Source organism: Cellulophaga algicola DSM 14237 (genome assembly GCF_000186265.1).
Lineage (GTDB): Bacteria > Bacteroidota > Bacteroidia > Flavobacteriales > Flavobacteriaceae > Cellulophaga > Cellulophaga algicola.
Genome location: NC_014934.1, coordinates 1 through 24,918 on the forward strand (window position 1 = coordinate 1; position 24,918 = coordinate 24,918).

At 35.9% G+C, this 24,918-nt stretch carries 26 protein-coding genes and 2 rRNA genes; 22 read left to right on the forward strand and 6 right to left on the reverse strand.

What is annotated here, in order from left to right; translation table 11 throughout:
- Nucleotides 1–111 precede the first annotated feature (111 nt).
- From dnaA to CELAL_RS00015, 3 genes are read left to right on the forward strand one after another with little or no spacing between them, the layout of a single operon-like run.
- Nucleotides 112–1,536 carry a chromosomal replication initiator protein DnaA gene (gene dnaA / locus CELAL_RS00005; RefSeq protein WP_013548862.1) on the forward strand — a complete coding sequence of 475 codons (1,425 nt, stop codon included), beginning with the start codon at nucleotides 112–114 and terminating at the stop codon, nucleotides 1,534–1,536.
- Nucleotides 1,537–1,545: 9 nt separating this feature from the next.
- On the forward strand, nucleotides 1,546–2,001 hold the full coding sequence (locus CELAL_RS00010) for a low molecular weight protein-tyrosine-phosphatase (protein ID WP_013548863.1): 456 nt from the start codon (nucleotides 1,546–1,548) through the stop codon (nucleotides 1,999–2,001).
- 10 nt (nucleotides 2,002–2,011) lie between these two features.
- Nucleotides 2,012–2,728, forward strand: a complete 717-nt coding sequence (locus CELAL_RS00015; RefSeq protein WP_013548864.1) for an SAM-dependent methyltransferase — start codon at nucleotides 2,012–2,014, stop codon at nucleotides 2,726–2,728.
- A gap of 45 nt (nucleotides 2,729–2,773) precedes the next feature.
- Here CELAL_RS00015 and CELAL_RS00020 read toward each other — a convergent pair whose 3' ends face one another.
- From CELAL_RS00020 to dapF, 4 genes are all read right to left on the reverse strand, one after another.
- Entirely contained in the window at nucleotides 2,774–3,409 is a 636-nt protein-coding gene (locus CELAL_RS00020; RefSeq protein ID WP_013548865.1) for a lysozyme family protein, read from the reverse strand.
- Nucleotides 3,410–3,559: 150 nt separating this feature from the next.
- Complete coding sequence (gene mltG / locus CELAL_RS00025; RefSeq protein ID WP_013548866.1) at nucleotides 3,560–4,603, reverse strand: endolytic transglycosylase MltG; 1,044 nt, start codon at nucleotides 4,601–4,603, stop codon at nucleotides 3,560–3,562.
- Entirely contained in the window at nucleotides 4,603–5,127 is a 525-nt protein-coding gene (locus tag CELAL_RS00030; protein ID WP_013548867.1) for a GNAT family N-acetyltransferase, read from the reverse strand. Before CELAL_RS00030 ends, mltG begins: the two co-directional genes overlap by 1 nt.
- Nucleotides 5,120–5,896, reverse strand: a complete 777-nt coding sequence (gene dapF, locus CELAL_RS00035; RefSeq protein WP_013548868.1) for a diaminopimelate epimerase — start codon at nucleotides 5,894–5,896, stop codon at nucleotides 5,120–5,122. The genes CELAL_RS00030 and dapF overlap by 8 nt, the downstream gene beginning before the upstream one ends.
- Nucleotides 5,897–6,026: 130 nt before the next feature.
- On the opposite strand from dapF, the gene CELAL_RS00040 reads away from it, so the two are divergent.
- The 19 genes from CELAL_RS00040 (at nucleotide 6,027) to CELAL_RS22920 (ending at nucleotide 21,583) form a co-directional block, all read left to right on the forward strand.
- Nucleotides 6,027–7,421 (forward strand): S1C family serine protease, encoded by a 1,395-nt coding sequence (locus CELAL_RS00040; RefSeq protein ID WP_013548869.1) that lies wholly within the window; start codon nucleotides 6,027–6,029, stop codon nucleotides 7,419–7,421.
- A gap of 125 nt (nucleotides 7,422–7,546) precedes the next feature.
- Nucleotides 7,547–8,995 (forward strand): glyceraldehyde-3-phosphate dehydrogenase, encoded by a 1,449-nt coding sequence (locus CELAL_RS00045; RefSeq protein WP_013548870.1) that lies wholly within the window; start codon nucleotides 7,547–7,549, stop codon nucleotides 8,993–8,995.
- A 79-nt stretch (nucleotides 8,996–9,074) separates the two neighbouring features.
- Nucleotides 9,075–9,701 carry a hypothetical protein gene (locus CELAL_RS00050; RefSeq protein WP_013548871.1) on the forward strand — a complete coding sequence of 209 codons (627 nt, stop codon included), beginning with the start codon at nucleotides 9,075–9,077 and terminating at the stop codon, nucleotides 9,699–9,701.
- Nucleotides 9,702–9,776: 75 nt separating this feature from the next.
- Nucleotides 9,777–10,451, forward strand: a complete 675-nt coding sequence (gene trmD, locus CELAL_RS00055) for a tRNA (guanosine(37)-N1)-methyltransferase TrmD (protein ID WP_013548872.1) — start codon at nucleotides 9,777–9,779, stop codon at nucleotides 10,449–10,451.
- A gap of 182 nt (nucleotides 10,452–10,633) precedes the next feature.
- Complete coding sequence (rplS, locus tag CELAL_RS00060; protein ID WP_013548873.1) at nucleotides 10,634–10,984, forward strand: 50S ribosomal protein L19; 351 nt, start codon at nucleotides 10,634–10,636, stop codon at nucleotides 10,982–10,984.
- 356 nt (nucleotides 10,985–11,340) lie between these two features.
- On the forward strand, nucleotides 11,341–13,560 hold the full coding sequence (locus CELAL_RS00065; RefSeq protein ID WP_013548874.1) for an NADP-dependent isocitrate dehydrogenase: 2,220 nt from the start codon (nucleotides 11,341–11,343) through the stop codon (nucleotides 13,558–13,560).
- A 119-nt stretch (nucleotides 13,561–13,679) separates the two neighbouring features.
- On the forward strand, nucleotides 13,680–16,079 hold the full coding sequence (locus CELAL_RS00070; RefSeq protein ID WP_013548875.1) for a TonB-dependent receptor: 2,400 nt from the start codon (nucleotides 13,680–13,682) through the stop codon (nucleotides 16,077–16,079).
- 3 nt (nucleotides 16,080–16,082) lie between these two features.
- On the forward strand, nucleotides 16,083–16,883 hold the full coding sequence (locus CELAL_RS00075; protein WP_013548876.1) for a DUF4249 family protein: 801 nt from the start codon (nucleotides 16,083–16,085) through the stop codon (nucleotides 16,881–16,883).
- 12 nt (nucleotides 16,884–16,895) lie between these two features.
- Nucleotides 16,896–17,132 carry a DUF6095 family protein gene (locus CELAL_RS00080; RefSeq protein WP_013548877.1) on the forward strand — a complete coding sequence of 79 codons (237 nt, stop codon included), beginning with the start codon at nucleotides 16,896–16,898 and terminating at the stop codon, nucleotides 17,130–17,132.
- A gap of 116 nt (nucleotides 17,133–17,248) precedes the next feature.
- On the forward strand, nucleotides 17,249–17,590 hold the full coding sequence (locus tag CELAL_RS00085; RefSeq protein ID WP_013548878.1) for an ISAon1 family transposase N-terminal region protein: 342 nt from the start codon (nucleotides 17,249–17,251) through the stop codon (nucleotides 17,588–17,590).
- Nucleotides 17,591–17,633: 43 nt separating this feature from the next.
- Nucleotides 17,634–18,407, forward strand: coding sequence for an ISAon1 family transposase (locus CELAL_RS00090; protein WP_218916574.1), 774 nt, complete (start codon nucleotides 17,634–17,636; stop codon nucleotides 18,405–18,407).
- A gap of 31 nt (nucleotides 18,408–18,438) precedes the next feature.
- Entirely contained in the window at nucleotides 18,439–18,792 is a 354-nt protein-coding gene (locus CELAL_RS00095) for an ISAon1 family transposase N-terminal region protein (protein WP_013548879.1), read from the forward strand.
- On the forward strand, nucleotides 18,779–19,147 hold the full coding sequence (locus CELAL_RS22905; RefSeq protein ID WP_456151072.1) for a hypothetical protein: 369 nt from the start codon (nucleotides 18,779–18,781) through the stop codon (nucleotides 19,145–19,147). The genes CELAL_RS00095 and CELAL_RS22905 overlap by 14 nt, the downstream gene beginning before the upstream one ends.
- Nucleotides 19,132–19,641: an ISL3 family transposase gene (locus CELAL_RS22910; protein ID WP_456151073.1), complete on the forward strand. Its 510-nt coding sequence runs from the start codon at nucleotides 19,132–19,134 to the stop codon at nucleotides 19,639–19,641. The genes CELAL_RS22905 and CELAL_RS22910 overlap by 16 nt, the downstream gene beginning before the upstream one ends.
- A 41-nt stretch (nucleotides 19,642–19,682) precedes the next feature.
- Entirely contained in the window at nucleotides 19,683–19,763 is an 81-nt protein-coding gene (locus tag CELAL_RS22915) for a hypothetical protein (protein ID WP_456151078.1), read from the forward strand.
- A gap of 9 nt (nucleotides 19,764–19,772) precedes the next feature.
- Nucleotides 19,773–19,991 carry a transposase gene (locus tag CELAL_RS21740; protein ID WP_083807765.1) on the forward strand — a complete coding sequence of 73 codons (219 nt, stop codon included), beginning with the start codon at nucleotides 19,773–19,775 and terminating at the stop codon, nucleotides 19,989–19,991.
- Nucleotides 19,992–20,073: 82 nt separating this feature from the next.
- Nucleotides 20,074–20,415, forward strand: a complete 342-nt coding sequence (locus CELAL_RS00105) for an ISAon1 family transposase N-terminal region protein (protein WP_013548880.1) — start codon at nucleotides 20,074–20,076, stop codon at nucleotides 20,413–20,415.
- A gap of 99 nt (nucleotides 20,416–20,514) precedes the next feature.
- A complete protein-coding gene (locus CELAL_RS00110) occupies nucleotides 20,515–21,393 on the forward strand; it encodes an ISAon1 family transposase (RefSeq protein ID WP_456151074.1) in 879 nt (292 codons plus the stop codon).
- Between the two features lie 109 nt (nucleotides 21,394–21,502).
- Nucleotides 21,503–21,583 carry a hypothetical protein gene (locus CELAL_RS22920; RefSeq protein WP_245529706.1) on the forward strand — a complete coding sequence of 27 codons (81 nt, stop codon included), beginning with the start codon at nucleotides 21,503–21,505 and terminating at the stop codon, nucleotides 21,581–21,583.
- A gap of 179 nt (nucleotides 21,584–21,762) precedes the next feature.
- Here CELAL_RS22920 and rrf read toward each other — a convergent pair.
- Together rrf and CELAL_RS00120 are read right to left on the reverse strand one after the other, a co-directional pair.
- A 5S ribosomal RNA gene (rrf, locus tag CELAL_RS00115) occupies nucleotides 21,763–21,874 on the reverse strand.
- Between the two features lie 170 nt (nucleotides 21,875–22,044).
- Nucleotides 22,045–24,880 (reverse strand): 23S ribosomal RNA (locus CELAL_RS00120).
- Nucleotides 24,881–24,918: the final 38 nt, after the last annotated feature.

A 24,918-nucleotide genomic window follows, 5' to 3' on the forward strand; every position in this document is an offset into this window, starting at 1 on the left:
AGTTTTTTTGTTCACATATTTGTCGTCTGATAAAGCGAAGGGTATTTTCGCTAATTATCAATTTAGAAAATCTATTTTATTACTAACCAATATTTAAGAATAATTTAAAAAATGAGTGTTACTGCTATTTCCGTATGGAACAATTGTTTGGACTTTATCAAGGACAACATTCAACCGCAGGCATTCAAAACATGGTTTGAGCCCATAAAGCCTGTCAAATTAACAGATAAGGCACTAAGCATTCAAGTACCAAGTAAATTTTTCTACGAATGGCTCGAGGAGCATTATGTTAAACTTTTAAAAGTATCTCTAACCAAAGAACTTGGTGAAAGCGCAAAATTAGTTTACATTATAAAAATGGAAAACACCTACGGCAACAGAGAACCTTTTACCGAGAAAATTCCAAGCTCAAATAGAAGTACCGTTCCTGCACAAGAATTAGACGTTGCTATCAAATCTAAAAACCCACAATTAAAAAATCCTTTTATAATTCCTGGGATTAGAAATATCAAGATAGAATCACAACTTAACCCAAATTATAATTTTGAAAACTTTCTAGAAGGAGACTCAAATCGTCTAGCCCGTTCTGCGGGTATGGCTGTGGCAAATAAGCCAGGAGGAACTTCTTTTAATCCGCTATTAATCTTTGGTGGTGTTGGTTTAGGAAAAACACATTTAGCCCATGCGATAGGTGTTGAAATTAAAGACAAATACCCTGAACGTACTGTTCTATATATTTCTGCTGAAAAATTTACACAACAGTATATTGAGTCTGTAAAGAAAAATACTAGAAACGATTTCATACACTTTTATCAATTGATAGATGTATTAATCATTGATGATGTACAATTCTTATCTGGAAAATCAGGAACACAAGATGTTTTCTTCCATATATTCAATCATTTACATCAAAACGGAAAACAGGTCATCTTAACATCTGATAAGGCTCCTGTAGACATGCAAGATATTGAACAACGTTTGTTATCTAGATTTAAATGGGGATTATCTGCTGAATTGCAAAATCCAGATTACGAGACTAGAATTTCTATCTTAAAAAATAAATTATACCGTGATGGCGTTGAAATGCCTGACGATATTATTGATTATGTTGCAAAACATATCAAAACAAATATTCGCGAATTAGAAGGTGCTATTATTTCATTAATCGCACAGTCTTCTTTTAACAAGAAAGAAGTTACTTTAGATCTTGCCCAACAAGTTGTTGAAAAATTTGTTAAGAATACAAAGCGGGAAGTTTCTATTGATTACATTCAAAAAGTAGTCTCTGATTATTTTGAAATGGATGTAGCAACCTTACAATCTAAAACAAGAAAGCGTCATATTGTACAAGCAAGACAATTAGCGATGTTCTTTGCCAAGAAATTTACCAAAGCATCATTAGCTAGTATTGGTTCACAAATAGGAAAAAGAGATCATGCAACGGTTTTACATGCCTGTAAAACTGTAGATAATCTTGCTGAAACTGATAAGCAATTTCGCAAATATATAGACGATCTTACTAAGAAATTTTCTTAATCACCATTTATGAAAACGAATATTCTAATGGTATGCCTCGGAAACATCTGTAGGTCGCCATTGGCCGAAGGCATCTTACAAGACAAGCTAAACGCAGCTTCTTTCTATGTAGATTCTGCTGGCACAGGAGGTTATCATATTGGTAACCCACCAGATATTCGTTCTATTGCTGTTGCAAAAAAACACGGCATAGCTATTTCTAATCAAAAGTGCAGACAATTTAAGAAAGAAGATTTTTCTAAATTTGAGTACATCTATGTGATGGATGCAAAAAACTATCAAAACATCATTGCTCTAGCTACCAATCAAGAAGAGAAATTAAAAGTAAAATTACTTTTAAGTGAATTAAATCTTGACAACGATGAAGTTCCGGATCCTTATTGGGATGATAACGGCTTCGAACATGTTTTTCAGTTAATTGATAGTGCTTGCACTAGAATTGCTGAAAAATTGAATTCTAAATAAACAGCTTCCTATGGAAAATACAAAATTTGGTAAATTATACTTAATTCCAACTACATTAGGTGAGAATGAACCTTTAGAAGTATTACCCCTATCCGTGAAACAAGCTATTGAAAACATCAATTACTACATTGTAGAAAATGAAAAAACGGCTCGGAGGTTTATAAAAAAAATTAGCTCTAAAAAATCACAAGGAGATTTAGTTTTAGAGTCTCTCAATAAATTTACAGAGCCTGAAATGATACCCACTTTCTTACAGCCCTGTTTAGAAGGTAAAGATGTAGGTGTAATATCTGAAGCTGGCTGCCCAGGTATTGCAGATCCAGGAGCAGATGTTGTACGCATTGCTCATGAAAAAAACATTCGTGTAGTTCCTCTTGTTGGTCCATCGTCAATTCTTTTAGCTTTAATGGCTAGCGGCTTTAACGGTCAAAATTTTGCTTTTAATGGATACCTTCCAATTGACAATAGCGAGCGTAAAAGTGCTATTAAACGATTAGAGAAACTATCGAAGGATGCAGATCAGTCTCAAATATTTATTGAAACACCTTATAGAAATGATAAGCTTCTTGCAGAGTTAATTAAAACAGTACATCCATTTACAAAAATTTGTGTAGCCTGTGACATAACACTCCCTACAGAGCTAATTGCCACAAAAACAGCAAAGGATTGGACCACAGAAAAAATTGATTTACACAAGAGGCCAACAATATTTATTATTCAAGCATAAAAAAAGCCCTTGTAAAATCTACAAGGGCTTTTTTATATATCTTTTTTACTTTAATATTCTAGCATTTCTCTTTGGTTTGATATTTGAAATATCATAGCCTGAGAACAATTTCATGTAACGACCTATATTCGTTCCATAATCATCAAAAACATCATACGCACCATACGAACGTAAATACTTCTTTACATTACCTGGTCCTGCTAAATGAGCTGCTGCAATAATACCAGACTCAGTTACATTAGAATTTCCGATTTTAATTCCCGAAAATCGCTCAATATCTTTCCTCAAAATCCATTTATTACGAGCTATATTAGTCATAAATGCTTCTTCTTGAAGCTCTGGATTTGATAAAAACCGGTCTACATTATAAATACCAACCAATTCAAGAGTACTTGCACCAAACTGATATTTACCTAAATATCCTAAAGAATTAATAATTCCGTATCTACCTCTTGATTCTTTAAAAGCTAAAGCTTCTTTAAAACCGATATAGGAGCTACCTACATACGGGGGTGTTAATAAAAATTTTGCATCAAAAGTTTCATTTTGGGGAAACGAAACTAACGTAGGTTTATTTACTTTAAGGCTGTCCGGAACCAATACTGGTTTATTTTTGAATCCGAAACTAATTAAAATAAAGGTAATGGCAAGGGGACAACTAATGCTGATCCACTTTCTCATATATTTGTTTTCTTAAGACTTACGGCAACAAAAAAGTAGCTTGCTTAAATTCGCGGGGCAAATGTACCGCTATACAAAAGATATTATTGTTGTCAAAATCATAAAAATTGACTCAATTAGATAAAGTGGTGTTAAAATCAGACGTTTAACCTATCTGTTAATGTTTTGACTATTTATCCATCGGACGTACTGCTCTTTATTCTGGTTGTGTTGCGCAAGTGTTTTTGCAAACTTATGATATCCAAAATTTTCAACATTAGCTACAAAATAAAAGTAATCATGTTTTTCCGGATTTAGAACTGCATCAATCGCTGTAATATCTGGCATTGCAATTGGTCCAGGAGGTAAACCAGCGTATTTATACGTATTATAAGGTGAATCTAATTCTAAATCACGATACAACACTCTTTTAATTATTTGATCAAAATCTCCAGAGTGTAATTTCAAAGCATAAATAACTGTTGGATCTGCTTGTAAAAGAATTCCGTCACGTAATCTATTTAAATAAACACCTGCCACTCTAGGTCTTTCATCTACTTTTGCCGTCTCCTTATGCACTACAGACGCCAAAGTAGATACCTGAATAGGCGTTAACTTCAGTGCTTCTGCTTTTGCTATTCTAGTATCATTCCAGAATCTTTTATATTCCGTAAACATTTTATCTCTAAATTTTTCTGCAGAAGTATTCCAGAAAAATTCATAGCTATTAGGAATATACATAGCCAATTTAGTCTGCTCATTAAATCCTTTTTCCTTTAAAAAATTAAGATCGTTAAAGGCATTTAACAAAGATAAACTGTCTGCTTCTATTTGAGTAGCGACTCTACCCGCCAAATCTTGTAAATTTTCCTGATTATTAAAGGATAATTTTACAGGTAAATTCTTACTTCTTAAAGTATTAATAATCTCATGATTATTCATACCTTTCTTTAAGGCGTACTTACCAGCTCTTACGCTAGAAGCATATCCTTTTTTCTGAGCTGCAGATTCAAAAGAACCAAAATCTTTCAATAAAGGCGATACCAACTCCTCTACACTTGCAAAATTAGCGTCTGAAGGAATATACACAAAAGCTTCTTCGTTGTTGAATGCTGTATTGGGTGTAAAAAAAGCAGCATATACCTTATATGCAAAAAGACCACCGATTATTAGACCTATTACTAAAACTGCTAGAACTATTTTTTTCAAATACATTAATTAAATATTTTTTGATAAAGAATTTCGTTTTTAAATTTTCCTTTGGATGATATCCAATCTTTTTTAATACCAATTTTTTCAAAGCCTAAGCTTTCAAATAAATGTATACTTGCATGATTATCTTCCAGAATATTACAATAAATTTGATGCATTTCTAGTGTTACTCTAGAATACCCACATAACAACTCTAATGCTTCAGCTGCAAAGCCATTGTTTCTATGTTTTTCAGAAGCTATAATAACTCCTACCCCTGCCTTCCTATTCTTAGGATCAAAATCAAACAAATCAATCAACCCAACAACTGTATTATCAAGTAAACAAATGCACAACCGCAATTGCTTTACTTCATAAATATCCCGATGTACATTTTCAAGATACATTTCTAAAACTTGCTTAGAATATGGCGTAGTGGTACCACTAATTTCCCAAACAGCTGTAGCGTTTTCTATTTGATATAAAAAATCTAAATCTGAAGGCTCTAGCGCTCTTAAATATACTTTTTGTCCTTTTAGACTATACATCTATTTCTCCTTTGAATACAAATTTTGCGGGGCCTGTTAGAAAAACATTAGAATATACGCCATCTTCCACATCAAACCTTATGGTCAAATCTCCTCCCAAAGCTTTAATATAAATTTCATTACCAGCTGTTTTCGCTGTTTTATGCATAGCAATTGCTGCAGCAGTAACACCTGTACCACAAGATAAAGTTTCGTCCTCTACTCCTCTTTCGTAAGTTCTCACTGAAAAATTTACGGCATCTATTTGTTCAACGAAATTAATATTACTTCCTTTTTCACCATAAACCCCATAACGTAATCTGGCGCCTTCTTTTTTGACATTAAAATCTTTTAAATTAGCCACTAGCTGAACATGATGTGGAGAACCTGTATCTAAAAAAACGGCATTAGGTTTCTCTTTAATCTCCGAAACATTTTTCATTTGCAAACTCACCAATCCCTCTTTAATTGAGGCTTTATGCAAACCATCAATAGCGTTAAAGGACGCTGAATTTTCAATAATACCTAAGTAATTAGCAAAAGACACCAAACACCTTCCTCCATTTCCACACATGGTACTTTCATTCCCATCAGAATTGAAATACACCATCTTAAAATCTAAACCGTCCTCGTTTTCTAATAAGATTAAACCGTCTGCACCTACACCAAATCTTCTATCACATAAGAATGCAATTAATTTGGTATCTTTTTTATCAAATAAATTTTGTCGGTTATCAACCATAACAAAATCATTTCCCGTACCTTGAAATTTATAAAATGTAAGCTTCATCTTTTGCATTTAATAGACAAAGGTAACATTTTATTAAGGGAATTTTAGCAGTTAAAACAACGTTAAACAGAAAAATGATGTAGACAAAACTGTTAATTTTGTGGTATTAAAGTTAAAATGTAAATTGATTATGAAGAATATTGCGAATTTATTACTGGTTTCCGTGTTTGCGGGAGTAATTACATTAGGAGCTTACAAACTATTTTTTGAACAAAATACTTATATTTTTGGCGATTCAGAAACAACACCATACACGACCGCAAGCTACACACCCACAAGTGCGAAAGGTGCTGGCATTAATGAAGTAGATTTCACTTCTGCAGCCGAAAGAACAGTTAACGCTGTAGTACACGTAAAAAATGTAGCGATTAACAACGGTCCGAAAAACATTATGGAATTTTTATATGGATATGAAACAGACTCAAGACCGCAAGTTAAAGGAGCAGGTTCTGGAGTTATTATTTCGCCAGATGGTTATATTGTTACCAACAACCATGTTATTGATGGTGCATCACAACTACAAATTACCTTAAATGACAATACAACCTACCAAGCAGAGTTAATAGGAACCGATCCTAATTCAGATATAGCCTTAATTAAAGTAGACACAAATCACATGTTGCCTTATTTAGCGTTTGGTGACTCTGATAATGCAAAAATTGGAGAATGGGTATTAGCAGTTGGGAACCCATTTAATTTAACATCTACTGTAACTGCAGGAATCGTAAGTGCAAAAGCAAGATCATTAGGAGGTAGTAATCAATCTTTTATTCAAACAGATGCTGCTGTTAACCCTGGAAATAGCGGAGGCGCCTTAGTGAATACCAATGGAGATTTAATTGGAATTAACACCGCAATTAGCTCCCAAACAGGGTCCTATGTAGGGTATTCCTTTGCTGTGCCAAGTAATATTGCTAAAAAAGTTATTGATGACATCCTAGAATATGGAAACGTTCAAAAAGGTATTTTAGGGATTAAAACCCCCTCATTGAACACCCCTTATGCCATAGAAAAAGGCCTAAATGAATTAACAGGAATCTTTATCGATGGTGTAGAAGAAGATTCTGGTGCCGCAGACGCAAACTTAGAACGAGGAGATATTATTAAAAAAATAGACGAGGTGAAAATTAAAAATTTCCCACAACTTAATGGATATCTTGCAACAAAAAGACCTGGTGATGAAGTTCAAGTAACTATAGAGCGAGAAGGAGAATTATTAACTATTCCAGTCGTACTAAAAGAACGCCAAACTATAATTTTACCCATAATGGATTTAGAGGTTAAAAACTTAAATGACAAAGACCGCAAGGACTTTAGAACTAAAAAAGGAGTAAAAATAGTAGGGGTATCTGAACGTTACGAAGGCTATGGTTTAGATGGTAAAGTTTTACTTGCAGTAGGTGATAACGAAATAAATGATATAAATGATGCCAAAGTATTGTTTGGAAAAATCACTAAATATCACAGTACAAGCATTACAATGTTGAATAAAAAAGGAGAAAAAGAACGCATTATTCTTCAATAAGATTAAATACATACTAAAAAAATGCTCCCTAGTGGAGCATTTTTTATTCCAACAAATTGTTACGAAAACGTTTGAAATCTCTATTTTTGCAAAAAAATTTAACAACTCAACTTAAAAACAGTTTAATGGATAAAATTAAATCTTACGAAAAAGAACTTGCTTTTCAAGCAGATAGACGAAAAGCCACAACAGAGTTTATAAAAATTGTAAGCGACTTATGGTATGATAAATCTATTGAAGTAGTTTTATTTAAAAATCAAGTAATTGATAAAAATGTAAGTGACATTATTAACCTTCATCAATATGCTTGTGAATTTGTTCAAAAACCAATCTCTATATTTGATTCTGTTGAAATATTAAGGGCTATTAATGATATGAAATTGCCTCCTTCTAAATTAGATATTGGTAAACTCACCTATGAATATCATGCTGATAATGAAAATGAAGAACACGTAAAAGCATTTGTTTTCAACAGATTAAAAGATGCAGAAATTGCAGAAATAATAAAACCCAAAGATGTAGTTCTATACGGTTTTGGTAGAATTGGACGTCTTGTCGCTAGAGAGTTAATGGCAAAAACAGGAAAAGGCAATCAAATGCGTTTAAGAGCTATTGTCATAAGAGGGGCAATTAATAAAGACGTTTTAGAAAAAAGAGCTAGTTTACTTCGTATAGATTCTATTCATGGCGAATTTAATGGTACTGTAGCTATTGATACAGAAAATAATGCATTGATTATAAATGGTACTACCGTACATATAATTAACGCAGATAAGCCAGAAGACATTGATTACACTGCTTATGGTATTATAAATGCGCTAATCATAGATAATACAGGAGCATTTAGAGACAAAGCAGCATTATCAAGACACCTAAAAGCAAAAGGAGCTGCAAAAGTATTATTAACAGCACCAGGACAAGGAATTCCGAATATCGTACATGGCGTTAACCATAAAGACTTTGATCCAAAAACAAATAAAATATGTTCTGCCGCATCTTGCACAACAAATGCTATTACGCCAATTCTAAAAGTTATTGAAGATTCTTTAGGCGTTGTAAAAGGTCATATTGAAACAATTCACGCGTTCACTAACGATCAAAATTTAGTAGATAACATGCACAACAAATACCGTCGTGGTAGAGCTGCAACCCTAAATATGGTTATTACTGAAACTGGAGCAGGCAAAGCTGTCACTAAAGCATTACCTAGTTTAATAGGCAAATTAACTTCAAATGCCATCCGTGTTCCTGTACCAAATGGCTCTTTGGCTATTTTAAATTTAGAAGTAACGACTACTACGTCAAAAGAGGCCATAAATACTCTTATGAAAAAATATGCCCTTCAAGGCGATTTAGTAGAACAAATTAAATATTCTTTTAACAATGAATTAGTTTCATCTGACATTGTAGGCACCTCTGCCCCGTCAATCTATGATAGTAAAGCAACAATTGTTTCTGAGGATGGAAAAAACATTGTTCTTTATATTTGGTATGACAATGAATATGGGTATTCACACCAAGTAATTAGGCTTGCAAAGTATATTTCTAAAGTTAGACGCTTTACTTATTACTAATTTTTTTTCCTTTCTAACTTTATTAAAGTAATTTAGCGCTTCTCTAAATCATTAAATAATTATTAAGAACACTTACTAGATGAAAAACATTAGATTATTACTTGTAACTTTAGCATTGTTATCGGTTAATTTCCAATTCGCACAAGAGTCACAAGATGACACTGAAGAAGACGCTTCGTTAGAAACTGGCTCAATACATGGCCAGTTTGATTACTTGGCTAAAAAATCCGGGAATTACAGAGCAGATGGTGTGTATTATGAAGTCGTAAAGATTACAAGTTTAGAAAAGCTTAAGCAGAATGTTATTGATACTCTTAACTTAATCAATAAGAGAACTACAGAGCTTAATAAAGTTATAGTAGATAACGAAAAAGATATTAATTCTTTAAACGGAAAGCTTACCGAAACAACAAACAATCTTTCTTCGGTTACAGAAGAAAAAGATAGCATGTCTATTCTTGGTATTTTAATAGCTAAGTCGACTTACAATGTTATCTTATGGACACTAATTGCTGCTCTTCTATTATTTCTATTGTTTTTTATCTACAAATTCAGAAATAGCAATATTTTAACACAAGAAGCTAAAACTAACTTATCTGAACTTGAAGTTGAATATGAAGAACATAGACGTAGAGCGCTAGAAAGAGAACAAAAAATTAGCAGACAATATCAAGATGAGATAAATAAAAATAAAAAGGCTAAATAAATAGCCTTTTTATTTTTATTCAATTTCTTAAATTCTGACACTTAATATTACTCTTATCTATTAAATTAGAGCAACATGCGTATTGATATTATAACAGTCCTACCGGAATTACTCAAAAGTCCTTTTGAAGCTAGTATATTAAAAAGAGCTATTGAAAAAGGTATTGTAGAAGTACATATGCATAACCTTAGAGATTATACGGATCTAAGTTACAATCAAATTGATGATTATCAATTTGGAGGTGGTGCGGGTATGGTCATGATGATTGAACCTATAGATAAGTGTATTGCAGCATTAAAAGAACAAAGAGACTACGATGAAGTTATTTACATGACTCCTGACGGTAAGACGCTAAATCAGAAAATAGCGAACAGCATGTCGCTCTTAGAAAATATTATCATTCTTTGCGGTCATTACAAAGGAGTAGACCAAAGAGTACGCGATGCCTACATTACAAAAGAAATCTCTATTGGAGACTATGTTTTATCTGGAGGAGAATTAGGAGCTGCTGTTTTTTGCGATACCATTATACGTTTAATACCCGGAGTGCTAAATAATGAAACTTCAGCCTTAACAGACACCTTTCAAGATGACTTATTAGCTCCGCCTGTATATACTAGACCTGCAGAATATAAAGGAATGAAAGTCCCCGAAATTCTATTAAGCGGAAACTTCCCTAAAATAGAAAAGTGGCGAGAAGATAAAGCCTATGAGCGTACGGAAAAACTTAGACCTGATTTAATAAAATAAAACAGGTTATTTGGTCACCTATTACGTCAATCTAAAGTTTTCGAAAATCAATTTAAATTTTTTCAAATAAATAAGATTGAAATATTGCCAATTATTAATATTTTACTACTTTTGCAATCCAATAAACCAACCTCTGACGATAATCGTGAATGTTGCTTTATAACAAACAGTAAATCAATACGATGGAAGCATTATTAAAATTTGTTCAAGACGAATTTGTTACTAAAAAAGAATTCCCTAATTTCTCAGCAGGTGATACAATTACCGTTTATTATGAAATTAAGGAAGGTGAAAAGACACGTACTCAGTTTTTTAGAGGTGTCGTAATACAAAGAAGAGGTTCTGGATCATCAGAAACTTTTACTATTAGAAAAATTTCTGGAACAGTAGGTGTTGAGCGTATCTTCCCTATCAATATGCCAGCATTACAAAAAGTAGAAGTTAATAAAAGAGGTAAAGTTAGAAGATCTCGTATCTTTTACTTCAGAGGACTTACTGGTAAGAAAGCAAGAATTAAAGAAATACGTTCTTAATTTAAGACCTAAACAATATAGAAACCCGCATTTAGCGGGTTTTTTTATGCCTAAATGACACAAAAAAGTTTTCAAATTTGGAAAACTGAAATAAAAATACTATTTTCATAGTATAAATAGTGAAGCAAATGCAATCAATGGTTGCCGTTTTGTAAATAGACAAGACAACAAGGTTTGTAAACTATACTAAAAAAGCCATATCATATGCTAAAAGCACTGATATGGCTTTTATCGTTTTGATAACAAAAAAAAATAACATTTTAGTACATTTAACATCATATTATCCTTAATTCTATCCAAGGTAAAACAGCAAAATATTGTATATTCGCACCGCTTAATTCAAATAAACTGCAATAATGCCAAAAATAATTTATACTAAGACAGACGAAGCTCCAGCTTTGGCAACTCAGTCCTTTTTACCTATAGTTAAAGCATTTACAAAAACATCAGGAATAAATATTGAAACAAAAGATATTTCTTTAGCGGGAAGAATCATTGCTACCTTCCCTGATTTTCTTAAGGAAGACCAACGTATTGCCGATGATTTAACAGAATTAGGAGAACTAGCAAAAAATCCAGACGCAAATATTATTAAGCTTCCTAATATTAGCGCTTCGGTTCCACAACTAAAAGAAGCCATAACAGAATTACAAGAAAAAGGATATGAATTACCTAATTATCCTGACGAACCTAAATCTGATGAAGAGAAACAAATAAAATCTCGTTACGATAAGATTAAAGGTAGTGCGGTAAACCCAGTATTAAGAGAAGGAAACTCTGACCGTAGAGCACCAAGAGCTGTGAAAAATTACGCTAAAAAGAACCCACATTCTATGGGGCCTTGGAGTTCAGATTCTAAAACTCATGTAGCTACTATGGGAGAAAATGATTTTAAAACCAATGAAAAATCATTAACCATTCCTTCAGCTACTAAAATAAACATAGAATTTGTAGCAGTAGATGGTACTAAAACTATATTAAAAGAAAATTTAGGCTTACTTGAAGGTGAAATTATTGATGCAACTGTATTAAGTAAAACTGCATTAATTAACTTCTTAATAAAGGAAATTAAAGACGCTAAAGAAAAAGGAGTCCTTTTATCGGTACATTTAAAAGCGACCATGATGAAGGTGTCTGACCCTATAATCTTTGGACACGTTGTAGAAACTTATTTCGCAGATGTATTCTCTAAATATACTGATACTTTTAAAGAATTAGGAGTAAGTGCTAATAATGGACTAGAAAGCCTTTTAAATAAATTAAATAGCCTTCCTGAAGAAAAGCATAAAGAAATTCTTTCTGCTATAGAAAGCACAATAGCAAACGGACCAGATTTAGCCATGGTAAATTCTGACAAAGGAATTACCAACCTTCACGTACCTAGTGATGTTATTGTTGATGCTTCCATGCCTGCTATGATCAGAAATTCTGGTAAAATGTGGGATAAAAATGGGAAAGCCCAAGATACCAAAGCAATTATTCCAGATAGTAGTTATGCTGGTATTTACCAAGTAACAATAGATTTCTGTAAAAAACATGGCGCTTTTGATCCTACAACTATGGGTACAGTTCCTAATGTTGGTCTAATGGCTCAGAAAGCTGAAGAATACGGATCTCATGACAAAACATTTGAAATAAGTAAAAAAGGAAAAGTAAATATCCTAGATTTAAATTCTAATACTATACTACTTTCTCACGATGTTGAAGAAGGTGATATTTGGAGAATGTGCCAAGTTAAAGATGCCCCTATTCAAGATTGGATAAAACTTGCTGTTACAAGAGCAAGAGCATCACAATTACCTGCTATTTTCTGGTTAGACGATAAACGCGCTCACGATGTTGAATTAATAAAGAAAGTAAATACCTATTTACCTAATCACGATACAACAGGTTTAGACCTTAAAATTCTTTCTCCTGAAGATGCTACACAAGCAACTTTGGAAAGAATTATAAAAGGAGAAGATACCATATCTGTTTCTGGTAACGTATTGCGTGATTACTTAACAGATTTATTTCCGATTTTAGAAGTAGGTACTAGTGCCAAAATGCTTTCTATAGTTCCATTAATGAATGGTGGAGGCTTATTTGAGACCGGCGCTGGTGGTTCTGCCCCAAAACATGTAGAACAATTTTTAGACGAAGGCCATTTAAGATGGGATTCTTTAGGAGAATTTTTAGCACTTGGAGTTTCTTTAGAACATTATAGTGAAAAGTATAAAAATGACAAAGCGCTAATATTAGCTGATGCATTAGATGCTGCTACAGAAAAATTCTTAGACAACAATAAATCCCCTTCTAGAAAGGTGGGTGAATTAGATAATAGAGGCAGCCATTTCTATTTAGCTTTGTATTGGGCAGAAGCGCTAGCTAAGCAAGATAAAAATGCTGAATTAAAAGCTGAGTTTTCCAAAATTGCGAATGCTTTAAAGAGTAATGAAGCAAAAATTATTAAGGAACTAAGCGATGCTCAAGGTCACAAAATAGATATAAAAGGATATTATAAAGGAGACGATGCTTTAATTGCTAAAGCAATGCGCCCTAGTGAAACATTCAACACGATTATTGCTAGTTTATAATTTAAGTTTATACACCATTCAAAAGCCATCTTTATCACTAAAGATGGCTTTTTTTTATTAACATACATTCCTATTGATAAAAGATACAATTCTATTATTTTTACTAAAAATTGCAATCAATGAATCGTATTAAACTTTTACTTTTCTTACTACTGGGAATCATATATTATTCTGGATTATCACAGGAAAAATTTACAGTTAGCGGGAGCATAAGCGAAACGAAGAGTAATGAGACCTTAATTGGTGTTACTATTGCTGTTCCTCAACTAGCAACAGGCGTTACTACTAACGAATACGGATTCTACTCCCTATCACTCCCTGCCGGTGAATACATCCTAGAAATTAGTTACCTAGGATACCAAACCCTGAATAAAACTATTATTTTAAATCAAAATACAAAGCTCAATTTACAATTAGAAGAAGCTGCAGAACAATTACAAGAAGTTGTTTTAATAGAGAACGTTGAAAAAACAGATCTTAGAACGCCCCAAATGAGCGTAAGTAATTTAGCCGTTAAAACCATAAAGAAAATCCCAGTTGTACTTGGTGAATCGGATGTACTTAAAGCTATCGTATTACTTCCTGGCGTTAGTAATGCAGGGGAAGGTTCTTCTGGCTTTAACGTAAGAGGGGGTTCTGCAGATCAAAATCTTATTCTTCTAGATGAAGCAACAATTTTTAACTCATCGCATCTTTTCGGGTTTTTCTCTGTATTTAATCCAGATGCCATAAAGGATATTAAACTTTTCAAAGGAGGAATTCCATCACGATACGGAGGACGCGTATCCTCGGTATTAGAAATATTTCAAAAAGAAGGCAATAGTAAAGAATTTAAAGCGAATGGTGGTATTGGTATTGTGGCGAGTCGCTTACTCTTAGAAGGGCCTATAATAAAAGATAAAGCTGCCTTTCTTATTGGAGGTAGATCTTCCTATGCACATTTATTTTTACCCCTCTTTGATATAGATAATAAAGCCTATTTCTATGATTTAAATACTAAATTAAATTTCAAACTAAATGATAATAACAATATTTTCATATCTGGATATTTTGGAAGAGATGTGTTTAGTATCAGTGATAGTTTTGTAAATACTTATGGGAATACCGTAGGTAATTTAAGGTGGAATCATCTTTTTTCTGATAAGTTATTTTCAAACCTATCCTTGATCTACTCCGATTACTATTATGGCCTAAAATTAGATTTTGTAGGTTTTGAATGGAATTCAGGTATCCAGAATTTTAATTTAAAATACGATCTAAAACATTATCTCAATAATAATCTCCAAATTAATTATGGTATAAATAATATTTATTATCAATTTAATCCTGGAAAGATTGTCCCTAGCAGTGAAGATTCTGGTATTATAGAAGAACAATTAATTCAGAAATATGCTAATGAATTCGCTGCCTATATCGATATAGAGCATGATCTAAACGATAAATTAAGCTTAGCGTATGGATTAAGACTTAGTAATTTTAACAGGTTAGGACAAGAAGAAATAAACGTCTATGCTAATGACAACCCTATAAACTTTAATCCAGATCTTCAAATTTACGAAAAAGCAGATCCTATAGGTACAAATACACGAGGAAGGAAAACATCCTTAAAAACATATACGAATCTAGAACCACGAATATCAATGTCTTATCAATTAAATAATGATAATTCTATTAAATCTAGTTATACAAGATTAGCACAATACTTACATTTATTATCAAATACCAACTCCCCTACTCCATTAGATGTATGGACACCTAGCGGGTCCTTTATTAAACCCCAACTACTAGATCAATATGCTTTTGGTTATTTTAGGAATTTAAAAAATGGAGACTATTCCCTTGAAACAGAAGTATATTATAAAAAAATAAAAAATAGGATTGATTATATAGATGGCGCTAATTTAATTGCAAACAATGCCATTGAACAAGTTATATTAAATGGTGAAGCTAGAGCATATGGATTAGAAGTTTTATTTCGTAAAAATGTTGGTAAATTCCAAGGATGGCTATCGTATACCTTATCAAAATCAGAACAACGTACTCCCGGTAGATTCGCTACTGCTACAAACGGCATTAGCCCTTTAGAAACAGGTATTAACAATGGAGCATGGTATAATACTCCGTATGATAAAACCCATGACGTTTCTGTATTCGGAAGTTATGACCTGAATGAGAAATGGGATATAAATGCTAACTTTGTATTTCAAACAGGACAACCCACTAACTATCCTATAGGACAGTTTGAATTTCAAGGGTTAACTGTTCCGTATTATGGTTTGAGAAACTCAGAGAGATTACCTAATTATAATAGACTCGACATTTCTGCGACATTAACTCCAACAAAAAATAAAGATCGAAAAATTCAAGGAGAATGGGTTTTCAGTATTTATAACTTGTACAATCGTAAAAATGCTGCTTCCATTAATTTTAGTAATAATAATGAAACTGGTGTCAATGAAGCGGTAAGAACTTCAATATTCGGAATTGTACCTGCAGTGACTTATAACTTTAAATTTTAAGTAATGAAATATATATATTTAATACTAGTAGTCTCTTTGGTAGCTATAGGTTGCGAAGATGTAATTGAAGTGGAGGTACCGACGGAACAATCTAGATTAGTTATTGATGGCCTTATACGCGTATCTGATACAGATACAAATACAGACCTTGTAATAAAAACAAGTTTATCTAATTCTTTTTTTGATAATCTAGCCCCATTAACAGTTACTAGCGTATTGCTAAAAACCAACAATAACACTACAGAAATTTCGCTTTCTGAAGCTCAAACAGGCACCTACACCACTACATTATCTACAGCTATTCTAAAAGAAGGACCAATAACGCTAAGCATCGTCTACAATAACGAAACCTATGAAGGCATTTCTACGTTTACTTCTTCTACGCCGATAGACAAATTAGTTCAAGGGGAACAAACATTGTTTGATGATGACGAAACAGAAATTATTATCGCATATACAGATGATTTGAATACTGAAAACTTTTACCTTTTTGATTTTGATTTTAATGAATTTTTAGTATCCGAAGATACTTTTTATGAAGGCGAACAATTTGAATTCTCTTATTTTTATGATTCGGATTTAGAAGCAGGACGGACAGCACATGTAAGCATTTTAGGAGTAGATGAAACCTTTTATAATTATATGAATCAAATAATTTCACAAAGTGGTGGCAGCCAAGGACCTTTCCAAACTCCAGCAGGTACCGTTCGTGGGAATATAATAAACACGACTTCCTTTGAAAATTATGCTTTAGGTTATTTTTCAATTTCTGAAACTTTCACGCAAACAATTACTATTGAATAAGCTATACCAGATATGCATACAGATAAAGACATTTTAGTAAAAGGAATAAAATATTTAGGGTATACCGTAGCATTAATGTTTTCTGCTCCTATTGTAATCTATCAAGCCTTTAAAAACCAAGAACACTCTTTATATATCCCTGTATTAATTTTAGGTTTTATATTAGCTCTAGCAGCACTATTTATGGCTTTCTTAGGTATAAAAACAATAATGGACAGCCTATTTGGTAAAAAACAAAAAAAGAAATAAGCAAATTTTACCTGATCAACTTATATCTGCCATTTACAATCCTTGCTACTTGTTTTTTCGGGTCAAACGTAAAACTTGGGGAGAAACTTTATCTTTGACAAAAAAGTGTTTAGATTTTGGATATAGAATTAGTGCGGTATTTGTTGCCGGAAGGCGTATTGGATTACTTTGAAATTGTAAGCCATCAATCATCAGAAGGTAAGGTTCATTTTTACTTAGAAGAAAAGAACGTGCTACCCAAAGAGCACCAAACAGAATTAGCCCATTCCAAAGGCTTCTTGCCGGAGATAACAGTAGAGGACTTCCCTCTAAGAGGTAAATCGGTACTGCTCCATATAAAGCGTAGGCGCTGGACTCTTATGGATACGGGAAAAATCATAAAAAGAGATTGGGGTTTAATAGCTAAAGGCACTCGGATAACCAGCGAATTTGCCTCTTTTTTAAAAGGTATCGCTTGACAATCATGCCGTAAGCGCTAAACGGTTTGGCGACTATTATAAAATTAATGGCAAAGCCCTACAGTATCACTACAAAAACCATCTTAGCGACTTCAAGGATTGGCCCCAAAAGGAACATTCACAAAAGTGGTTGCTCTTTGGAAAGAATTTAGGTTACTATTTAAGTTTAGATGAAACCTCTTTGTCCAACGGTGAACTCTACACGATTCTAACCAATAAAGGCGCTAACGGAAAGAAAGGTAGCATAGTGGCCATTGTCAAGGGAACCAAAGCGGATGACGTCATCAGTGTGGGTAATAAAATCCCTGTGGAAAGACGAAATATAGTCAAAGAAGTTACTGTCGATATGGCTGGAAATATGAATTTGATCGCTAAAAAATGTTTCCCCAAAACAGAGATAGTGACCGATAGATTCCATGTTCAAAAATTAGCCTCAGAAGCAGTCCAAGAAGAACGTATCCGATTAAGATGGGAAGTTATAGAAATAGAAAACAAAGCCATTGAAGAAGCTCGAAAAACAGAAAAAACACATAAACCAGAAATTCTCGCTAACGGAGATACCCATAGACAGTTGCTGGCCAGAAGTCGATATGTATTATTTAAACCAAAGACCAAATGGACTGCAGGACAAATAGAAAGAGCGGAAATATTGTTTCGACTTTACCCAACTATTGAAAAAGCCTATAAGTTGGCCCAAGCATTAAGCTATATCTATGAAAATAATACGAATAAGGATGCAGCAAGACTAAAATTGGCACAATGGTATAACGAAGTAGAAAACGGATCAATCACAAAAGTTGTGTGTGAATTGAAATAGGAGTTCGATCTTTGCAATAAAACGATCGTCCTTGGAACTATCTATAGACCTATTAAAGCTTATACTACCTGAACTATTACTAACCCACTTCGACCTAGTCACCCATAAAACGGAAGACGGTACGCTCCATTTATCTTTTGAAGAAAAGAAGGACACCCCTAAAGAAGAAAAACATCGCATTTTAATAGCCCATGGTTTTCATACAGAGATAGTAGTCCAAGACTTTCCATTGCGGGGAAAGTCAGTTTATCTCCACATTAAGCGACGCCGTTGGCTTGATAAGCGCACTAACGAAATAGTGCAAAGAGATTGGGATCTGGTCGCACAGGGAACACGAATGACCATCGAGTTCGCTGCTTTTTTAAAAGTACTTGGTCGATACTAAAGCTTCGGACTGCCGCACCATAGGCCATTTCTATGGGGTCGACGGAAAGAAACTCCAGCGACAGTACAAGGATTATCTGAGCGATTTTAAAGATTGGGATCAAAAGGGACATGCCAAACAATGGCTCATCTTTCCCGAGAATATCGGGCCATATCTGTCCATTGACGAAACGGCACTCTCCAAAGGGGAACTCTACACGATAATCACCAACAAAAAGGCCAAGGGCAGGAAAGGATCTATAGTGGCCATATTCTCCGGCACCAAGGTGGGACCGATTATAGAACAACTAATGAAGATATCGGCAAAGGAAGGGCCAAAGTCAAGGAGATCACTATGGATATGGCAAACTCGATAAAGACCATCTCCAAGAAGTGCTTCCCTAAGGCAATACAGGTCACCGATCGCTTCCATGTACAAAAACTTGCCCTAGAGGCGCTTCAGGATATCCGGATCAAACACAGATGGGACGCAATAGACCTGGAGAACGAACAGATAAAACAGCCAAGGGCAAAGAACAAGACATTCGTCCCAAAAGAATTCAATAACGGAGATACAAGAAAGCAACTATTGGCCCGCAGCAGGTATTTAATGTACAAAGCTCCAAATAACTGGACAGAGAACCAATACATAAGAAGCAGGATATTGTTCGATCAATATCCCGATATAAAGATTGCCTTCGACCTAGCCCAAGGACTCAGAAACATATTCAATACGGCAACGTCCATAGAGACCGCCTATACAAAACTCGCACATTGGTACAAGGATGTAGAAAACACAGGATTTAGGGCGTTCAACACCATCGCAAACACCATAACACTCAACTATAGATCTATCCTGAACTATTTATAAACAGGAGTACAAATGCATCGGCAGAATCATTCAACGCTAAGATAAAGGCATTCAGAAGTCAATTCAGAGGTGTTAGAAATATAGAATTCTTCTTATTCAGATTAACTAAAATATTTGCATAAACACAACAATTGAGCCTGATCCTAGAAAACTCAAATTTTAAGTCGTTCAACACCATTGCAAGGTCTATACAAATGCATTACAAACCGATTTTGAACTATTTTAATAACAGAAGCACCAATGCTTCCGCGGAATCCTTTAATGCTAAAATTAAAGAGTTCAGGACGATGTTTAGAGGCGTAAGAGATGTTAAGTTTTTCTTGTTTAGACTAACAAAATTATATGCCTAATTTATCTCACTCCCCAAGAATATTCGGGTCAAACGTAAAACTTGGGGAGAAACTTTATCTTTGACAAAAAAGTGTTTAGATTTTGGATATAGAATTAGTGCGGTATTTGTTGCCGGAAGGCGTATTGGATTACTTTGAAATTGTAAGCCATCAATCATCAGAAGGTAAGGTTCATTTTTACTTAGAAGAAAAGAACGTGCTACCCAAAGAGCACCAAACAGAATTAGCCCATTCCAAAGGCTTCTTACCGGAGATAACAGTTGAGGACTTCCCTCTAAGAGGTAAATCGGTACTGCTCCATATAAAGCGTAGGCGCTGGACTCTTATGGATACGGGACAAATTATAAAAAGAGATTGGGGTTTAATAGCTAAAGGCACTCGGATAACCAGCGAATTTGCCTCTTTTTTAAAAGGTATCGCTTGACAATCATGCCGTAAGCGCTAAACGGTTTGGCGACTATTATAAAATTAATGGCAAAGCCCTACAGTATCACTACAAAAACCATCTTAGCGACTTCAAGGATTGGCCCCAAAAGGAACATTCACAAAAGTGGTTGCTCTTTGGAAAAATTTAGGTTACTATTTAAGTTTAGATGAAACCTCTTTGTCCAACGGTGAACTCTACACGATTCTAACCAATAAAGGCGCTAACGGAAAGAAAGGTAGCATAGTGGCCATTATCAAGGGAACCAAAGCGGATAACGTCATCAGTGTGCTTAATAAAATCCCTGTGGAAAGACGAAATATAGTCAAAGAAGTTACTGTCGATATGGCTGGAAATATGAATTTGATCGCTAAAAAATGTTTCCCCAGAACAGAGATCGTGACCGATAGATTCCATGTTCAAAAACTAGCCTCAGAAGCAGTCCAAGAAGAACGTATCCGATTAAGATGGGAAGTTATAGAAATAGAAAACAAAGCCATTGAAGAAGCTCGAAAAACAGAAAAAACACATAGACCAGAACTTCTCGAAAACGGAGATACCCATAGACAGTTGCTGGCCAGAAGTCGATATGTATTATTTAAACCAAAGACCAAATGGACTGCAGGACAAATAGAAAGAGCGGAAATATTGTTTCGACTTTACCCAACTATTGAAAAAGCCTATAAGTTGGCCCAAGCATTAAGCTATATCTATGAAAATAATACGAATAAGGATGTAGCAAGACTAAAATTGGCACAGTGGTATAACGAAGTAGAAAACTCAAATTTTAAGTCGTTCAACACCATTGCAAGGTCTATACAAATGCATTACAAACCAATTTTGAACTATTTTAATAACAGGAGCACCAATGCTTCCGCGGAATCCTTTAATGCTAAAATTAAAGAGTTCAGGACGATGTTTAGAGGCGTAAGAGATGTTAAGTTTTTCTTGTTTAGACTAACAAAATTATATGCCTAATTTATCTCACTCCCCAAGAATATTCCTTGATCCGAATATTCCTTGATCCGCGTTCAACACCATCGCAAACACCATAACACTCAACTATAGATCTATCCTGAACTATTTTATAAACAGGAGTACAAATGCATCGGCAGAATCATTCAACGCTAAGATAAAAGGCATTCAGAAGTCAATTCAGAGGTGTTAGAAATATAGAATTCTTCTTATTCAGATTAACTAAAATATTTGCATAAACACAACAATTGAGCCTGATCCGGAGTTAAGCTTACATACTATAATATACGTATTAATCTTACGCCATAGTGTGCCTAAAAACAGGTATAAACAAAAAAAGTCCTCAATATTTCTATTGAGGACTTGATTAAAAAAAGGCGACGACCTACTCTCCCACTTGGTATAGCAGTACCATCGGCGCTGATAGGCTTAACTTCCCTGTTCGGAATGGTAAGGGGTGGACCCTATCGCCATGGTCACCTTAAATCTTTGTACTAAACTAAAGTTTAGTACCTAATATTGTTAACATATTAAAGGGACAAAATGGGTGGTATAACCACTCACATAAAACACATGTATATAATTAAAGTAAGCTACGATTTACGGTTTATCTAATGTAAAAAGGAAGTCCGCCCCCTAATGAAAGGGGGCAAGTTGTGCAAGCCTATGGGCTATTAGTACTACTTGGCTACAGACATTACTGCCCTTCTACCTATAGCCTATCAACGTGGTCATCTCCCACGGCCCTTTAAAGAAATCTCATCTTGTGGCTGGTTTCGCGCTTATATGCTTTCAGCGCTTATCCAATCCCGACATAGCTACCCAGCAATGCTCCTGGCGGAACAACTGGTGCACCAGAGGTCAGTCCAACTCGGTCCTCTCGTACTAGAGTCAGATCCACGCAAATTTCTAACGCCCGCAGTAGATAGAGACCGAACTGTCTCACGACGTTCTGAACCCAGCTCGCGTGCCACTTTAATGGGCGAACAGCCCAACCCTTGGGACCTTCTCCAGCCCCAGGATGTGACGAGCCGACATCGAGGTGCCAAACCCCCCCGTCCGATATGAGCTCTTGGGGGAGATCAGCCTGTTATCCCCGGCGTACCTTTTATCCTTTGAGCGATGGCCCTTCCATGCGGAACCACCGGATCACTATGCTCTTGTTTCCAACCTGTTCGGCCTGTATGCCTCTCAGTCAAGCACCCTTGTGCCATTGCACTCTACGCACGATTACCAACCGTGCTGAGGGTACCCTTTAGAAGCCTCCGTTACTCTTTTGGAGGCGACCACCCCAGTCAAACTACCCACCACGCACTGTTCCCTAGTTTTAGGGTTAGGCCCTAGATAAGCAAAGGCTGGTATTTCAACAATGACTCCACAACGCCTGGCGACGCCGCTTCAAAGTCTCCCAGCTATCCTACACATTACTTACCCAGAACCAATACGAAGCTATAGTAAAGGTGCACGGGGTCTTTTCGTCCCACTGCGGGTAACCGGCATCTTCACCGATACTACAATTTCACCGAGCTCATGGCCGAGACAGTGTCCAGATCGTTGCACCATTCGTGCAGGTCGGAACTTACCCGACAAGGAATTTCGCTACCTTAGGACCGTTATAGTTACGGCCGCCGTTTACTGGGGCTTCAATTCAATGCTTCGCCGAAACTAACATCTCCTCTTAACCTTCCAGCACCGGGCAGGTGTCAGGCCCTATACTTCATCTTTCGATTTTGCAGAGCCCTGTGTTTTTGATAAACAGTCGCCTGGACCTCTTCACTGCGGCCCACCCGAAGGTGGGCGACCCTTCTCCCGAAGTTACGGGTCTATTTTGCCTAGTTCCTTAGCCATGAATCTCTCGAGCGCCTTAGAATACTCATCCCAACCACCTGTGTCGGTTTACGGTACGGGCTGCTTCACTTGTTTTTCTCGGAGGATGTTACGCTGGATTATCAACTTGGCCGAAGCCTCGTCGTACTATCGGGGTGTCACCACTCCCTTCAACGCGCTATTCCGTCAGCGCGCACCAACACCACATCCCCGTCACTTTTAGCGTGAGCAGGTAGCAGAATATTAACTGCTTGTCCATCCACTACCCCTTTCGGGTTCGCGTTAGGTCCCGACTGACCCCCAGCTGATTAGCATAGCTGGGGAAACCTTGGTCTTTCGGCGTGCGGGTTTCTCGCCCGCATTATCGTTACTTATGCCTACATTTTCGTTTCTATACGTTCCAGCAACCCTTACAGATCACCTTCAACACATATAGAATGCTCCCCTACCCCTCTGTACCGAGTACAGAAGCCATAGCTTCGGTGGTATACTTATGCCCGATTATTATCCATGCGGAATCGCTCGACCAGTGAGCTGTTACGCACTCTTTAAATGAATGGCTGCTTCCAAGCCAACATCCTGGCTGTCAATGCAATTCCACCGCGTTATATCAACTTAGTATACACTTGGGGACCTTAGCTGATGGTCCGGGTTCTTTCCCTCTCGGACATGGACCTTAGCACCCATGCCCTCACTGCTGTGAAACATTTTATAGCATTCGGAGTTTGTCAGGAATTGGTAGGCGGTGAAGCCCCCGCATCCAATCAGTAGCTCTACCTCTATAAAACTATCACAACGCTGCACCTAAATGCATTTCGGGGAGTACGAGCTATTTCCGAGTTTGATTGGCCTTTCACCCCTACCCACAGGTCATCCCAAGACTTTTCAACGTCAACGGGTTCGGTCCTCCACTTTGGGTTAACAAAGCTTCAACCTGCCCATGGGTAGATCACACGGTTTCGCGTCTACTACTACTAACTATGGCGCCCTATTCAGACTCGCTTTCGCTACGGCTCCGATCCTTAAAATCTTAACCTTGCTAGTAAAAGTAACTCGTAGGCTCATTATGCAAAAGGCACGCCGTCACCCCTAAAGGCTCCGACCGCTTGTAAGCGTATGGTTTCAGGATCTTTTTCACTCCGTTATTCACGGTTCTTTTCACCTTTCCCTCACGGTACTGGTTCACTATCGGTCTCTCAGGAGTATTTAGCCTTACCGGATGGTCCCGGCAAATTCATACAAGGTTTCACGTGCCCCGCACTACTCAGGATACCACTATCAATAACGATCTTTACTTATACGGGACTATCACCCTCTTCGGTCTGTCTTTCCAAACAATTCTAATTCATTACGCATCAAATAGCGTGGTCCTACAACCCCAGCATTGCCGAAACAATACTGGTTTGGGCTAATCCGCGTTCGCTCGCCACTACTAACGGAATCACTTTTGTTTTCTCCTCCTCCGGCTACTTAGATGTTTCAGTTCACCGGGTTTGCTTGATCTTACGATCACGACTGGCCTTCAACCAGACAGGTTGCCCCATTCGGATATCCGCGGATCACAAGTTGTGTGCACCTCCCCGCAGCTTTTCGCAGCTTATCACGTCCTTCATCGCCTCTGAGAGCCTAGGCATCCCCCATACGCCCTTTTCTAGCTTGTCACTAGTCCTTTTTATGCTATTATATAAATTACTACTGTAT

Excerpts from the sequence above, each read along its gene's own strand:
- CELAL_RS00070 (WP_013548875.1), top strand. The coding sequence starts at position 13,680 with ATGAATCGTATTAAACTTTTACTTTTCTTACTACTGGGAATCATATAT.
- CELAL_RS00030 (WP_013548867.1), bottom strand. The coding sequence starts at position 5,127 with ATGTATAGTCTAAAAGGACAAAAAGTATATTTAAGAGCGCTAGAGCCT.
- rplS (WP_013548873.1), top strand. The coding sequence starts at position 10,634 with ATGGAAGCATTATTAAAATTTGTTCAAGACGAATTTGTTACTAAAAAA.
- CELAL_RS00075 (WP_013548876.1), top strand. The coding sequence starts at position 16,083 with ATGAAATATATATATTTAATACTAGTAGTCTCTTTGGTAGCTATAGGT.
- CELAL_RS00040 (WP_013548869.1), top strand. The coding sequence starts at position 6,027 with ATGAAGAATATTGCGAATTTATTACTGGTTTCCGTGTTTGCGGGAGTA.
- CELAL_RS22910 (WP_456151073.1), top strand. The coding sequence starts at position 19,132 with ATGGCAAACTCGATAAAGACCATCTCCAAGAAGTGCTTCCCTAAGGCA.
- CELAL_RS00050 (WP_013548871.1), top strand. The coding sequence starts at position 9,075 with ATGAAAAACATTAGATTATTACTTGTAACTTTAGCATTGTTATCGGTT.
- mltG (WP_013548866.1), bottom strand. The coding sequence starts at position 4,603 with ATGTATTTGAAAAAAATAGTTCTAGCAGTTTTAGTAATAGGTCTAATA.
- CELAL_RS00045 (WP_013548870.1), top strand. The coding sequence starts at position 7,547 with ATGGATAAAATTAAATCTTACGAAAAAGAACTTGCTTTTCAAGCAGAT.
- trmD (WP_013548872.1), top strand. The coding sequence starts at position 9,777 with ATGCGTATTGATATTATAACAGTCCTACCGGAATTACTCAAAAGTCCT.
- dnaA (WP_013548862.1), top strand. The coding sequence starts at position 112 with ATGAGTGTTACTGCTATTTCCGTATGGAACAATTGTTTGGACTTTATC.
- CELAL_RS00010 (WP_013548863.1), top strand. The coding sequence starts at position 1,546 with ATGAAAACGAATATTCTAATGGTATGCCTCGGAAACATCTGTAGGTCG.
- CELAL_RS00065 (WP_013548874.1), top strand. The coding sequence starts at position 11,341 with ATGCCAAAAATAATTTATACTAAGACAGACGAAGCTCCAGCTTTGGCA.
- CELAL_RS00020 (WP_013548865.1), bottom strand. The coding sequence starts at position 3,409 with ATGAGAAAGTGGATCAGCATTAGTTGTCCCCTTGCCATTACCTTTATT.
- dapF (WP_013548868.1), bottom strand. The coding sequence starts at position 5,896 with ATGAAGCTTACATTTTATAAATTTCAAGGTACGGGAAATGATTTTGTT.
- CELAL_RS00015 (WP_013548864.1), top strand. The coding sequence starts at position 2,012 with ATGGAAAATACAAAATTTGGTAAATTATACTTAATTCCAACTACATTA.
- CELAL_RS00080 (WP_013548877.1), top strand. The coding sequence starts at position 16,896 with ATGCATACAGATAAAGACATTTTAGTAAAAGGAATAAAATATTTAGGG.